Annotated in this window: 12 protein-coding genes; 11 read left to right on the forward strand and 1 reads right to left on the reverse strand. The window is 61.5% G+C overall.

Translation table 11 applies throughout. The annotated features are described in order from the left end of the window. The 11 genes from NCG91_RS27530 to NCG91_RS27585 form a co-directional block, all read left to right on the forward strand. The coding region (locus NCG91_RS27530) for a thiamine pyrophosphate-dependent enzyme (RefSeq protein WP_251352004.1) at nucleotides 1-460 on the forward strand (460 nt) is incomplete at its 5' end. 198 nt (nucleotides 461-658) lie between these two features. Further along, nucleotides 659-1,066, forward strand: a complete 408-nt coding sequence (locus NCG91_RS27535) for a nuclear transport factor 2 family protein (RefSeq protein WP_034788413.1) — start codon at nucleotides 659-661, stop codon at nucleotides 1,064-1,066. Between the two features lie 25 nt (nucleotides 1,067-1,091). Further along, nucleotides 1,092-2,531: an NAD(P)/FAD-dependent oxidoreductase gene (locus tag NCG91_RS27540; protein WP_251352006.1), complete on the forward strand. Its 1,440-nt coding sequence runs from the start codon at nucleotides 1,092-1,094 to the stop codon at nucleotides 2,529-2,531. A gap of 121 nt (nucleotides 2,532-2,652) precedes the next feature. Then, nucleotides 2,653-3,705: a taurine ABC transporter substrate-binding protein gene (gene tauA / locus NCG91_RS27545; RefSeq protein WP_077401866.1), complete on the forward strand. Its 1,053-nt coding sequence runs from the start codon at nucleotides 2,653-2,655 to the stop codon at nucleotides 3,703-3,705. Between the two features lie 84 nt (nucleotides 3,706-3,789). Further along, nucleotides 3,790-4,605, forward strand: coding sequence for a taurine ABC transporter ATP-binding protein (locus NCG91_RS27550; protein WP_070219220.1), 816 nt, complete (start codon nucleotides 3,790-3,792; stop codon nucleotides 4,603-4,605). Nucleotides 4,606-4,684: 79 nt separating this feature from the next. Beyond that, nucleotides 4,685-5,479: an ABC transporter permease subunit gene (locus NCG91_RS27555; protein WP_058049276.1), complete on the forward strand. Its 795-nt coding sequence runs from the start codon at nucleotides 4,685-4,687 to the stop codon at nucleotides 5,477-5,479. A 280-nt stretch (nucleotides 5,480-5,759) separates the two neighbouring features. Continuing rightward, nucleotides 5,760-7,193: an amino acid permease gene (locus NCG91_RS27560; protein WP_251352007.1), complete on the forward strand. Its 1,434-nt coding sequence runs from the start codon at nucleotides 5,760-5,762 to the stop codon at nucleotides 7,191-7,193. Next, entirely contained in the window at nucleotides 7,186-8,412 is a 1,227-nt protein-coding gene (sorA, locus tag NCG91_RS27565) for a SorA family sulfite dehydrogenase catalytic subunit (protein WP_251352009.1), read from the forward strand. The genes NCG91_RS27560 and sorA overlap by 8 nt, the downstream gene beginning before the upstream one ends. A gap of 10 nt (nucleotides 8,413-8,422) precedes the next feature. Next, a complete protein-coding gene (gene sorB, locus NCG91_RS27570) occupies nucleotides 8,423-9,037 on the forward strand; it encodes a SorB family sulfite dehydrogenase c-type cytochrome subunit (protein ID WP_251352010.1) in 615 nt (204 codons plus the stop codon). Between the two features lie 298 nt (nucleotides 9,038-9,335). Further along, nucleotides 9,336-10,781 carry a glycoside hydrolase family 19 protein gene (locus NCG91_RS27575; protein WP_251352012.1) on the forward strand — a complete coding sequence of 482 codons (1,446 nt, stop codon included), beginning with the start codon at nucleotides 9,336-9,338 and terminating at the stop codon, nucleotides 10,779-10,781. A gap of 112 nt (nucleotides 10,782-10,893) precedes the next feature. After that, nucleotides 10,894-13,242 carry a chitinase C-terminal domain-containing protein gene (locus NCG91_RS27585; RefSeq protein WP_285817250.1) on the forward strand — a complete coding sequence of 783 codons (2,349 nt, stop codon included), beginning with the start codon at nucleotides 10,894-10,896 and terminating at the stop codon, nucleotides 13,240-13,242. Nucleotides 13,243-13,321: 79 nt separating this feature from the next. On the opposite strand, the gene NCG91_RS27590 is transcribed toward NCG91_RS27585, so the two are convergent. Beyond that, nucleotides 13,322-13,459: a carbohydrate porin gene (locus NCG91_RS27590; protein ID WP_258001197.1), complete on the reverse strand. Its 138-nt coding sequence runs from the start codon at nucleotides 13,457-13,459 to the stop codon at nucleotides 13,322-13,324. Nucleotides 13,460-13,463: the final 4 nt, after the last annotated feature.

Consider the following 13,463-nt stretch of genomic DNA (forward strand, 5'->3'; position numbering starts at 1 on the left):
CTGCGGTTATGCGTTTCCGACCATCATCGGCGCGAAAGTGGCCGCACCGCACCGTCCGGCCGTGTCGTATGCGGGCGACGGCGCCTGGGGCATGAGCTTGATGGAAACGATGACCTGCGTGCGCCACAACATTCCCGTGACGGCCGTGGTGTTCCACAACCGCCAGTGGGGTGCGGAAAAGAAAAACCAGGTGGATTTCTACAACCGCCGCTTCGTCGCCGGGGAACTCGACAACCAGAGCTTCGCGGAAATCGCGCGGGCCATGGGCGCCGAAGGCATCACGGTCGACAAGCTGGAAGACGTGGGCCCGGCCCTGAAAAAGGCCATCGACATGCAGATGAATGAAGGCAAGACCACCATCATCGAAATCATGTGCACGCGCGAGCTGGGCGACCCGTTCCGCCGCGATGCGCTGAGCAAACCGATCCGTCACCTGGACAAGTACAAAGACTATGTTTAATTAAGTGAGCCAGCCTGTGGGAATGGGCTGTGACCAAATTCTCACAGATTGTCACGAAAGCATCATAATTTCATTAAAGAATACAAGGCGTCCCGTTTTTTGAATTATTTGATTTGACAAGGCCATGCTTAAGGCTTAAATTCAATAAAAGACAAAAAACGGAACGTAGCGTATCAAAAACGATTTACGGAGACAACCATGAACCACCCTGTACCGCACACTGACGCCGTCACCACGGACTTCCTGCAAGCGTTCGGCGATGCCTGGAACCGCCACGATATCGAGGCCCTGATGGCCGCCATGGCCGACGATTGCGAATTCCACGCCGTCGCCGGTCCGGAACTTCTGGGCAAGAGCTTCATCGGCCGCGACGCCGTGCGCGCCGGCTTCGAGCTGGCCTGGCAAACCTTCCCTGATGCCGCCTGGCTCAACCCCGTGCATTTCGTCAGCGGCGAACGCGGCGTGACGGAGTCGACCTTTGCCGGCACCAAGGCGGACGGCACGCGCATCGAAGCGCGCATGGTCGATATCTTCACCTTCCGCGACGGCAAGATCGCAGTCAAGAATGCTTTCCGCAAGGATCGCCCACCCGTCGTCACAGTCTGAGCCAGCACGTTCACCAGGAATGACCATGAACAAACCTGTCGACACCCCGCCTGGCGTAATGGGCAACAGCACCGCCGCCCGCACGCCCTACGATCCCGCCTTCGATCCGCTGGTGGCCCAGCGCCCCGGCCACGGCAATGCCTACGCGCCCACTTACTGGATTGGCACGGCCGGCGAGCCGCCCGCCGACGACGGCCCCATCACGCATGACATCGACGTCGACGTGGCCATCATCGGCTCGGGTTTTACCGGCCTGTCCTGCGCCATCTTTTTGGCCCAGGAACACGGCATCAAGGCCACCGTGCTGGAAGCGAACCGGGTCAGCTGGGGCTGCAGCACGCGCAATGGCGGCCAGGCCCAGTGCACGACGGGCCGCCTGAAGCGTTCGCAGTGGATAGACCGTTATGGCCTGGACACGGCCCTGAAACTGCACGCGGAAGTGTGCGACGCGATGGAAACGTTCAAGAAGATCACGGCCGACATCGATTGCGACCCGCAGCCGGGCGGCCACCTGTACATCGCCCACAAGGCGAAAGCCATGCCCGCGCTGGAAAAAGAAGCCAAGGTCATGCGCGAGATCTTCAAGTACGACGCCCGCATCCTCGACGCCGACACCGTCAAGCGCGAGTACGTCGACGACAAGGAAGCGGCCGGCGCGCTGCACGAGCCGGAAGGCATCGGCATCCATGCGGGCAAGCTGGCCTTCGGCTACCTGCGCAAGGCGCGCGCGCTGGGCGCCAAGGTGCATCCATCCAGCCCCGTGATGGGCTGGGAAACGCGCAATGGCGTGCATTATCTGCAAACGCCGGGCGGCGTGGTGCGTGCCCGTTCCGTGGCCGTGGCCACGGGCGGCTACACCTCGCCGCACCTGCATCCGCAAGTGAAGAACCGCTTGCTGCCGATTCTGTCGAACTCCCTCGTCACGCGCCCGTTGACCCCGGCGGAAATCGAGGCGTGCAACTTCCGCACCCATCAGGTGATCACGGATACGCGCATCTTGCGCCACTACTACCGCTTGATGCCGGACAACCGCGTACAGATCGGCAGCCGCAGCGCCATCACGGGCGCCGACGCGCCGGACGACAAATACAAACAGTTTTTGATCAACGATCTGCACCGCAAGTTCCCCGCGCTGACGGGGATCGGCATCGATTATTCGTGGTGGGGCTGGGTCGACGTCAGCCACGACATGATGCCGCGCATCGTGCAACCGGACCCGAAGCAATCGATCTTTTATTCGCTCGGCTACGGCGGCAACGGCGTCATGTACTCGGCGCAGGCGGGCCGGCGCATGGCCGAGCGCATCGCGGGCAAGGCCAGCGACACGGGCTTGCCGATCTTCAATTCGAAACTGCCGTACCCGAACATGATGGAACTGGTCGAATCGCAAGCGTTCGCCCCGTTCCGCCGCCTGGGCCAGCGCTTCCTGTACCGCTGGTATCACTTGAAGGATGAAGTGTTTTAAATAGTAATAGCAGTAGCCGTACTAAGCCGCCGTATGAGTTGACATAGAGCAACCAACGGCGCCTCCCGCAAGGGATGAGATTGCCCGCACGTTCACACATAACAATAACTTGGAGTGAGACATGAACACATACACGAGCAAAAACACGGTATTTTCAACGATGCGCCGCGCCGTCCTCGGCACCCTGGTGCTGGGTGTCGTCGCCGCTTCCAGCGGCACGGCCTTCGCGCAAGGCAAGGAAGTGACGATTGCCTACCAGGAAATCAACGGTCCCTTCCTGGTGGCGATTGCCAGCGGCGAAGTGGAAAAAACCACCGGCTATAAAATCAACTGGCGCAAATTCGATTCGGGCGCCAAGGTGGCTACCGGCATGGCGTCCGGCGACGTGCAGATCGGCGTCATCGGTTCGAGCCCCCTGACGGCGGCCGTCAGCCGCGGCGTCGACCTGCAGCTGTTCTGGATCATCGACGACATCAACGAAGCCGAAGCGATGGTGGCCCGCAATGGCGCCGGCATCACCAAGCCCACGGACTTGCGCGGCAAGAAGATTGCCGTGCCATTCGTTTCCACCACGCACTTCCACACCATGTTTGCGCTGGAAACGTGGGGCATCAAGCCCACGGAAGTGAAATTGCTGAACATGCAGCCGAACCAGATCGCCGCCGCCTGGGAGCGGGGCGACATCGACGCGGCCTTCGTGTGGGACCCGGCCTTGAGCAAACTCAAGCAAAACGGCAAGGTGCTCGTCACTTCCGGAGAACTGAGCAAGAAGGGCAAGGCCACGTTTGACGGCATGGCCGTCGAGCGCGCCTGGGGCGAGGCGAATGCGGACTTCATGGCCAAGTTCGTCAAGGTGATGGCCGCTGCCGACGCCGACTACCGCGCCAATCCGAAGGCGTGGACCATTGATTCGCCGCAAGTGAAAGCCAACGTCAAGCATTCGGGCGCGGCTGCCAAGGACGTGGCCGCTTCCGTGGCCCTGTATGCCTATCCCTCGCTGCAGGAACAGGCTTCGCCGGCCTGGCTCGGTGGCGGCGCGAAGGGCGGCGTGGCGCAAGCCTTGCTGGCCACGGCGCAATTCCTGAAGGGCGAAGGCAAGATCGACACCCTGGCAAGCGACTACGCCAAATATGTGACACCCAGGTATGCACAGGCCGCCGGCCTGCTGAAGTAAACGTTGTGCGATGGCGCGCCTGCGGGCGCGCTGACTGAACAGAGTGCGTTGAACTGAAGTGACTACACCTATGCGGGGCACATGATGGAAAATCTCTACGTCAAGGATGTCAGCGTAATTTATCCGGGCAAGACGGCCGGTGAACGCGTGCATGCCTTAAATAATATCAATCTGACCATCAATAGCGGCGACTTTGTCGTCGCGCTGGGCGCCTCGGGCTGCGGCAAGACCACTTTGCTGAGCCTGATGGCGGGATTTATCGCCCCCTCCAAGGGCGAGATCATGCTCGGCGACAATAAAGTGGAAGGGCCGGGTGCCGACCGTGGCGTCGTGTTCCAGAAACATGCCTTGCTGCCATGGCTGAACGTGATGGAAAACGTGGAATTCGGCCTCAAGCTGCAAGGCGTGCCGAAAGCCGTGCGGCGCGAACAGGCGGCGAAAAACCTGGCGCTCGTGGGCTTGAAGGACTTTCACGACAATATGATTTATCAGTTGTCGGGCGGCATGCAGCAAAGGGTGGGCATCGCCCGCGCCCTGACCAGCAATCCCGCCATGCTGCTGATGGATGAACCGATGGCGGCGCTCGATGCGCTCACGCGCGAAACCATCCAGGAATTGCTGCTCGATATCTGGGCCAAGTCCAGCACCATGTTCTTCTTCATTACCCACAGCGTCGACGAGGCGCTGTTCCTGGCGAACCGGCTGATCGTCATGTCGCCCCGTCCGGGCCGCATCACGCACACGTATGAACTCGATTTCAACAAGCGCTTCCTCGAGTGCCGCGATGCGCGCGCCGTGAAATCAAGCCCGGACTTCATCAAGATGCGCGAAACGGTGCTCAACATCATTTATGGCGACGAGCGCGCCGTCAATAAAGAGCTGGAGGTGTCCCATGCATAGCCCATCCGTCGTGGGATTTCCTCCCACCACCGCCAAGCGCGCCGGCTTCTTCGGCCGCCTGTTCGCCCCCCGCTGCGCCATGCCGGGCGAAGCGTTCGGCGCGCCGGGGCAGGGCAATTCCAGCCGCATCGCCACCGTCACCGTCATCGCCGTGCTCTTGCTGTGGTTTGGCGTGACGGCCAGCGGCATGGTGAAACCCTTGTTTTTACCTTCGCCGCAAGCCGTGTATGAAAAATTCATCATGGCGGCCACCACCGGTTTCGGCGGAGCCACCCTGTGGGAACACACGGTGGCCAGCCTGGTGCGCGTGTTCGGCGCCTTTGGCCTGGCTTGCCTGTTTGCCATTCCCGTTGGCGTGATGATGGGCGTCAACCGCGTGGCGCGGGGCATCTTCGATCCCTTGATCGAGTTCTACCGTCCATTGCCGCCGCTTGCTTACTTGCCACTGGTCATCATCTGGTTCGGCATCGGCGAGTTTTCGAAGGTCTACCTGATCTTCCTGGCCATCTTCGCGCCGATGGCGATCGCGGCCCGCGCGGGCGTCAGCTCTGTTTCACTGGAGCAAATCCATGCGGCTTACTCGATGGGCGCTACCCGTTTCCAGGTGATCGTGCACGTGATTTTGCGCGCGGCGATACCGGAAATCCTCACCGGCATGCGCATCGGCATCGGCGTGGGCTGGACCACCCTGGTGGCGGGCGAAATGGTGGCGGCCACGCGCGGCCTCGGCTACATGGTGCTCAGCGCTTCCGAGTTCCTGGCCAGCGACGTGGTGATCATGGGCATTATCGTGATCGGCTTCTTCGCTTTCCTGTTTGATTTGATGATGCGTTACCTCGAACGTACCCTCGTGCCATGGAAGGGCAAGGTGTAAGACGTTCCTGGGAGTGGCGCGCACGCCACAAGTGTTGCCGCCGCTCCCTTTTTTTAATCCGCAATAAGCCGTACTTACCCTCCAGCGCGCTTGCCCCTTGGGCGCCGCGCCGGGCCGCTGCATTTCCAGATTGACTTATGGAATGCGGCCAACCAGACTGATTCACACGATGTATCGATGCTGCTTGACGGTGTTGCCTAAATAAAACAAAGCCGCGCGGCAAGATCAAGCCGCAGCAGGCAGGGCGCACCGAGCTTCAGAGATTTTCAGGAGACAAAACATGATTAGCGAATCGCATAACAGTACCGGCTTGCAGCACTCGCTCAAGCAACGCCACATGAGCATGATCGCCATCGGCGGCGTGATCGGCGCCGGCCTCTTTGTCGGCAGCGGCGTCATCGCCAAGGCCGCCGGCCCGGCCGCCATCCTTTCCTTCCTGCTCACGGGCGGCCTCGTCGTCCTGATCATGCGCATGCTGGGCGAGTTGGCCTCGTCCCTGCCCGTGGTCGGCTCCTTTTACGAATATGCGCGCCTGGCTTTCGACGACAAGCCGAAGGTGTCGAAATTCCTCGGCTTCATGAGCGGCTGGATGTACTGGTATTTCTGGGTCGTCGTCGTGGCCCTGGAAGCCATTGCCGGTGCGAAATTGGTCAACTTCTGGCTGCCCGACGTGCCGTCGTGGTCGATCAGCCTCGTGCTGCTCGTGTCGATGACCATCCTGAACCTGTTCTCCGTGAAGGCGTTTGGCGAATTCGAGTTCTGGTTCGCCTCGATCAAGGTGGTCGCCATCGTCGTCTTCCTGTTTGTCGGCGCCTTGTTCATCACGGGAAGCTTGCCTAACAGCATCCCGACCCTGGGCTTTTTGACCAGCAACGGCGGCTTCATGCCGCATGGCTGGGGCCCCGTGCTCAGCGGCGCCGTCGCCGCCACGGCCTTTTATTCGGGCGCCGAAATCGTCACCATCGCCGCCGCCGAAACGTCGGACCCGGCCAAGGCCATCGCCCGCGCCACCAATTCCGTCATCACGCGCGTGCTGATGTTCTATGTGGGCTCCATGTTTGTCGTCGTCTGCATCGTGCCCTGGGATTCGCCGGCCATCGCCACGCCTTTCGTCAGCGCCCTGACCGTCATGAACATCCCGTATGCGGCGCACATCATGAACGCCATCATCCTGACGGCCGTACTGTCGGCCTTGAATTCCAGCCTATACGCCTCGTCGCGCATGATCTTTGCGCTGACGCGCCGCGGCGATGCGCCGACTGGCCTGGTCAAGCTGAGCAAGAACGGCGTGCCGATCCGCGCCATCCTGTTCAGCACCCTGTTCGCCTACTTTGCCATTGCCGTCTCGTATGTGTCGGCCGACCTCGTATTCCCCTTCATCGTCAACTCTTACGGTATCCTGATCCTGTTCGTCTACCTGCTCATTGCGATATCTCAATTGCGCTTGCGCCGCCGCCTGGAGCGCGAATGCCCGGAACGCATCAAGGTGCGCATGTGGCTATTCCCCTACCTGACGTATTTCACCATCATCGCCATGCTGGTGATCCTGGGCGCCATGAGCGTGTCGTCCGATACGGAGCAGCGCGTGTCGTTCTGGTTCGGCCTGTTGAGCGTGGTCATCATGAGCGTCATGTACTACATCAAGAAACTCGTCAACGACGACCGCAACGGCGGCGCCCCCGCCGACACCAAAGTGGAGCTCAAACATGTCTGACACGACCTTGTTGCCCGCAGGCCGGCGCCGCTTCCTGCGCACGACGGCCGCCCTGGGCGCCGCCGCAGTGGCGGGGCCTGGGTCAGCCTTGGCCGCTTCCGTCACCTTGCCGTTTGAAAACGGTGAACGCGAACTGGTGACTTTCCCGCAAAAGCGCCCGCTGATTCTGCTGACCAGCCGTCCGCCGCAGCTGGAAACGCCGTTCGGCGTGTTCAATGAAGGCGCGATCACGCCCAATGATGCATTTTTCGTGCGTTATCACTGGAGCGGCTTGCCCACCAGCATAGACGGCGACAGCTACCGGCTGCGCATCGCCGGCCTCGTCAAGACGCCCTTGGAACTGTCGCTGGCGGAACTGAAGCAGCTGGCCGAGCCCGTCGACGTGGTGGCCGTGACGCAATGTTCGGGCAACAGCCGCGGCTTTTTCGCCCCCCGTGCGAATGGCGGGCAGCTGGGCAATGGCGCCATGGGCAATGCCCGCTGGACGGGCATCCCCCTGAAAACCGTGCTGGAAAAGGCCGGCATCGCGGCCAATGCCGTGCAAGTGGCCTTCAATGGCCTGGAAACGCCGCCCGTGGGCGACGGTCCCGACTTTCAAAAGGCCTTGTCCGTCGAGCACATTATGGCGGGTGACGTCATGCTGGCCTGGGCCATGAATGGCGAGGACATTCCTTTCCTGAACGGCTACCCGCTGCGCCTGATCGTGCCCGGCTATTACGGCACGTACTGGGTCAAGCACCTGAGCGACATCACCGTGCTGGACAAGCCCTTCGACGGCTTCTGGATGAGCACGGGCTACCGCATTCCCGACAATGGTTCCGGCTTCATCGAACCGGGCGCGCCCGTGGGCAAGACGACGCCGATCAGCCGCCTCAACGTGCGCTCCTTCATTACCAGCGTGCAAGATGGCGCGCAAGTGAAGGCAGGACGCGACCTGGCCCTGCGCGGCATCGCGTTTGACAGCGGCCACGGCATCAGCGAGGTGACCGTCTCGGTGGATGGCGGCCAGAGCTGGCAGGAGGCCAGGCTGGGCAAGGACCTGGGACGCTTTTCGTTCCGCGAGTGGACGATGGTCATGAAGGCGCCGCGCAAGGGCAAGCATGTGTTGATGGTGCGCGCAGTCAACCGCATCGGCCAGAGCCAGCCCATGAAAGCCCTGTGGAATCCCATGGGTTATATGCGCAACGTGGTGGAAACCACGCGCATCCAGGCAGTCTGAGGAGAACCATATGAAGATATTACTTGCCGCGCTGGCACTGTCGGCGGCGGGCGGCGCGTGCGCGCTGGACATCCACTTGCCGCCGGAAACGGCGACCTACAAACCCAGCGAATTGCCTGGCTACCAGCTGGTGCTGCGCAACTGCATGACGTGCCATGCGGCCCAGTACGCATCGACCCAGCCGCCCGCCTCGCCGCGCGCCTACTGGGAGGCGACCGTCAAGAAGATGAAAAAGCCGTTCGGCGCCCAGTTTGACGACGCGGACGTGCCGGCCATGGTCGATTACCTGGTAAAAACCTATGGCGCGGAGCGGGGCGCCGCCATGCCTGTCGCCGCCGTCGCCAAACCCGTGGCAGCCGCCGTCCCGGCTACCGGCGGCAAGGATGTCAAAACCTTGTTGGCGGCGAATGGCTGCATGGCGTGCCACGCCCTCGACCAGAAAGTGGTCGGCCCCGGCTTTGCGGAAGTGGCGGCCAGGTACAAGGGCAAGGATGGCATCGCCGCCGTGGCGGCCAACATCCGCAGTGGCGGCGCCGGCAAATGGGGCCCCGTGCCCATGCCGCCATTCAGCCAGCTCAGCGAAGCCGATGCGGCGACCCTGGCGAAATACGTGCTGAACAGATAAGTTCGTCTCAGACGCGCGGCGACCCTTAATACCACTTGCCGCCACCCGTCCTGCGCGGTATTGCCCGCTGCCATCATGCAGCGGGCTTTTTTTTACGTCCCCTATTCGCCGCTACCTCGCTTGCCAACGCGGCGGTTGCATGCACTGGTATTGTAAAAAACACCGTTATATAAAACCACTTGACTACCAATTTTTAGCGTCGCATTCTCTGTGCAGAAAGCCGACGCTTCGCTGTGCTTTCTTTACGTACAACATAAAAGCTACTTCGATAGTTTTCGTATAACGTTCAGGAGACATTGTGAAGACACGGCAAATTAGCCGGCTGGCCTCGCCTTTGATGGCTGGCCTGCTGGGCAGCGCGCTGCTCGCTTGCGGCGGCAATTCCACCACCGAACCACCATCGACCCTGCTGGCCGCCACGGCCGCCAGCGACAATTGCGCGGCCTGGAGCGCGGCGGCCGTCTACACGGCAGGGCAATGCGCCGTCTACGACGGCAAGGTGTACCGGGCCAAATGGTGGGTGCAGGGCACGGCGCCGAACAACGACCAGTGGGGACCGTGGAGCCTCGATAGCACCACGCCGACACCGACACCGACTCCGACTCCCACACCGACTCCCACTCCCACGCCGACACCCACGCCTACGCCCGGCATCCCCACCAAGGCCCAGGCCGAGGCCAACGAGGCGGCGCTGACGAATAACGATTTCTTTCGCAAGGTCAAGGCCTCGATCCGCACCCTGGGCAATGCGGCCGTCGAAGCCGTGCAGCCGGGCCTGACCAGTAATCCCCTCAACGTCAAGCGGGTCGAGCGCCTGCTGCCGGCGGCGAAGTGGGATTACTATTTTGCCGCGCGCGACGCCAGCTATACGTATCAGCGCTTCCTGCAAGCGGTGGCCAAGTTCCCCGCCGTGTGCGACGACTACAGCGACGGGCGCAATGCGGACGCCATCTGCCGCCACAGCCTGGCGACCATGTTTGCCCATTTCGGGCAGGAAACGGGCGACCACAACGCCAGCAGCCCGCTGCCGCAATGGCGCCAGGGCTTGAAGTATTTGCGCGAACTGGGCTGCGACGAGACGGGCGCCGGCTGCGGCTACAACGTCGAGTGCGCCGACCCTGTCTTCAACAAGGTGTGGACCTGCGGCAAGAACGCCGACGGCAGCTTCAAGAAGTATTTCGGCCGTGGCGCCAAGCAGCTGTCGTACAACTACAACTATGGACCGTTTTCGCAAGCCATGCATGACGGCGATCAATCCGTGCTGCTGAAAAATCCGGACCTGGTGGCCTCGACGTGGCTGAACCTGGCGTCGGCCACGTTCTTCTTCGTTTATCCGCAACCGCCGAAACCGTCGATGCTGCATGTGCTCGATGGCACGTGGGTGCCGAACGCGGCCGATACGACGGCTGGCGCCGGCAATAACTTTGCCACCACCATCATGATCATCAACGCCGAATGCGGGCAGGGCACGGAAAAGCAGGCCGCGCAGAACCGCATCGATTACTACAAGCAGTTTGCCGCCGACATGGGCTGGGATTATTCCGGCGAACAATTGTCTTGCGCCAACATGCAGCGCTTTACCCCGGCCAGTTCCGCCTCCTACAACATCTATTGGGAAAAGAACTGGAGCGCGGGTGGCGAGAACCAATGCCAGCTGGTCAGTTACCAAACCCCGTACAGCGCCTTGCTGGCCGGAAACTACGTGAAATGCGTGGAAGCCAACTGGAATGTGAAGTTGCAGTAGCAGTAAATGCAGGAATAGCCGGCCAGGGATAACAGTTGACAAGAGCCCCTTCAGGGGCCTGCAACAGCTCACAACGTACAACCTGTACAACCATAACGGAGACCAATACAACATGAAATCGAATGCATTATTGATGGCCCTGCTCAGCGGCGTGCTCGTCGCTTGCGGCGGCGGCCAGGAAGGCACGACCGCCACGCCCAACACCTTGCTGGCCGCCGCGGAAGCGTGCGCCGTCTGGGATGCCGCCACCGTCTACACGGGCGGCCAGTGCGTGCTGTACCAGGGCGTCACCTACAAGGCCAAGTGGTGGACGCAGGGCAATGTCCCCAGCGCCACAGACCAGTGGGGCCCATGGGCCGTGACGGATACCCCGACGCCAACCCCGACGCCAACACCAACGCCAACACCGACACCGACACCGACACCGACACCGACACCGACACCGACACCGACGCCGACACCGACACCGACACCGACGCCCACGCCCACGGCTTGCCGTCCGGACGGCTTGATTTCGGCCGTGCCGAATGTGCCGTATTGCAAGGTGTACGACGCGAATGGCCGCGAAGTGCTGGGCAATGGCTTGAACCGGCGCATCGTCGGCTATTTCGCCAGCTGGCGCACGGGCGTCGATGGCAGCCCGACTTACCTGGTGAACAATTTGCCGTGGGACAAGATTACCCACTTGAACTATGCGTTTGCCTCCGTCGATCCGGCCACGTCAAAAATCGCCATCGGCAGCGGCGCGGCCAATCCCGATACGGGCCTCACGTGGCCAAACGTGCCTGCCGCCGCCATGGACCCGTCGCTGCCGTACAAGGGCCATTTCAACTTGCTGTCGCAATACAAGAAGAAGTATCCGGGCGTGAAACTGATGATTTCCGTGGGCGGCTGGGCCGGCAGCGGCGGCTTCTATACGGCCACGACGAACGCGGACGGCAGCATCAACACGGCCGGCATCAACACCCTGGCCGATTCCATGGTGGCCTTTGTGCGCCAATACAACTTCTTCGATGGCGTCGATGTCGATTACGAACATCCGACCACCAACAATGAAGCGGGCAATCCGAACGACTTCGCCGTCTCGAAACCGCGCCTGGCCGGTCTGATGACGAGCTACAACGTGCTGCTGAAGGTGCTGCGCCAGAAGCTCGACGAAGCGGCAGTGCAGGACAACAAGTATTACCTGCTGACCATTGCCGGCTCGGCCTCGGGCTGGGTCTTGCGGGGCGAGGAAAACATGTCGGGATTGAAATATCTCGATTACGCCAGCCTGATGTCGTATGACTTGCACGGCGCGTGGAACCAGTACGTGGGACCGAACGCGGCGCTGTTTGACGACGGCAACGACGGTGAGTTGCGCGCCGGTAACGCCTACCAGTTCCAGAACATCGGCTATCTGAATACGGACTGGGCCTACCGCTATTACCGTGGCGCCATGCAGGCGGGGCGCATCAATATCGGCGTGCCGTTCTACACGCGGGGCTGGAAGGATGTGACGGGTGGCACGAATGGCTTGTGGGGCACGACGCCGTTGATCAGTTCCACGGTCACCTGTGCCGGCACCAAGACGTGCGGCACGGGCGCCACCGGCATCGACAACGTGTGGTACGACCTGGATTCGCAGGGCAAACCGACGCCAGGCGGCGGCAACCCCATCTGGCACGCGCTGAACTTGCAGAACGGCATCGTGCCGAGCTATCTGGATGCCTATAAAGTCACGGACAAGGCGCTGGTGGGCACGTATGTGCCGTACTACAGCAGCACCATGGTGGCGCCGTGGCTGTGGAATGCGACCAAGAAAGTATTCATTTCCACGGAAACCACGCAATCGATCGCGGCCAAGGCCCAGTACATCGTCAACAACAATATCGGTGGCGTGATGATCTGGGAAATGGCGGGCGACTATGCCTGGGATGCCACGCGCAACGGTGGCAAGGGCGAGTATTTCATGGGTACCACCCTGACGGACGTGCTGTACCAGGCCTTCCGCACGGCCGGCGCGTATGGCAACAAACGCGCTGAAATCGCCATGCCGGGCACGGCGGCCAATGTCAGCATCACCCTGGGCGGCTGGAAGCTGGGCGACAACAACTTCCCCATCAATCCGGTGATGACGGTGAAGAACAACACGGCGTCGACCTTGCCGGGCGGCACCGTGGTGGAGTTCGATTATCCCGTCTCGGCGCCGTCGGACATGAGCGACCAGTCCGGCTTCGGCTTGACGGTGATCAATGCCGGCTACACGGGGCCGAACAATATCGGCGGCTTCACGAAGAACTACAACCGGGCCCGCTTTGCGATTCCCGCCTGGCAATCGCTGGCGCCGGGCGGCTCCGTGGCGCTGACCTTGAATTACCGCTTGCCGATCTCGGGACCTGCCAACTACACGGTCACCGTGGGCGGCACCAAGTATGCGCTGACGCAAGAGTATCCGGAATTGCCGGTGGCGCTGCCGTAAGGTGAATCCGGTAATGTAAACAGAGAAGGGCGGAACCGCGGTTCCGCCCTTTTTGGTTTCTGGCGCTAGCTAAGCTGGCTTAGAACCACGTCTCGACCTGGAAACCGTAGGACGTGCCGCTGGTATTGTTGTTGTAGATCGGGCCGCCGTTGTTCGACGCGTTGACCGAGGCGGTGGCCGCATCGTTCCATTTGCCGTAGGTCACGAAAGCGCGCAGTTCA

The sequence above is a fragment of the Janthinobacterium kumbetense genome, assembly GCF_023703445.1.
Classification (GTDB): domain Bacteria; phylum Pseudomonadota; class Gammaproteobacteria; order Burkholderiales; family Burkholderiaceae_D; genus Janthinobacterium; species Janthinobacterium kumbetense.

Bases quoted from the DNA above. Each gene is read 5' to 3' on its own strand.
- NCG91_RS27535 (WP_034788413.1), top strand. From the start codon at position 659: ATGAACCACCCTGTACCGCACACTGACGCCGTCACCACGGACTTCCTG.
- NCG91_RS27540 (WP_251352006.1), top strand. From the start codon at position 1,092: ATGAACAAACCTGTCGACACCCCGCCTGGCGTAATGGGCAACAGCACC.
- tauA (WP_077401866.1), top strand. From the start codon at position 2,653: ATGAACACATACACGAGCAAAAACACGGTATTTTCAACGATGCGCCGC.
- NCG91_RS27550 (WP_070219220.1), top strand. From the start codon at position 3,790: ATGGAAAATCTCTACGTCAAGGATGTCAGCGTAATTTATCCGGGCAAG.
- NCG91_RS27555 (WP_058049276.1), top strand. From the start codon at position 4,685: ATGCCGGGCGAAGCGTTCGGCGCGCCGGGGCAGGGCAATTCCAGCCGC.
- NCG91_RS27560 (WP_251352007.1), top strand. From the start codon at position 5,760: ATGATTAGCGAATCGCATAACAGTACCGGCTTGCAGCACTCGCTCAAG.
- sorA (WP_251352009.1), top strand. From the start codon at position 7,186: ATGTCTGACACGACCTTGTTGCCCGCAGGCCGGCGCCGCTTCCTGCGC.
- sorB (WP_251352010.1), top strand. From the start codon at position 8,423: ATGAAGATATTACTTGCCGCGCTGGCACTGTCGGCGGCGGGCGGCGCG.
- NCG91_RS27585 (WP_285817250.1), top strand. From the start codon at position 10,894: ATGAAATCGAATGCATTATTGATGGCCCTGCTCAGCGGCGTGCTCGTC.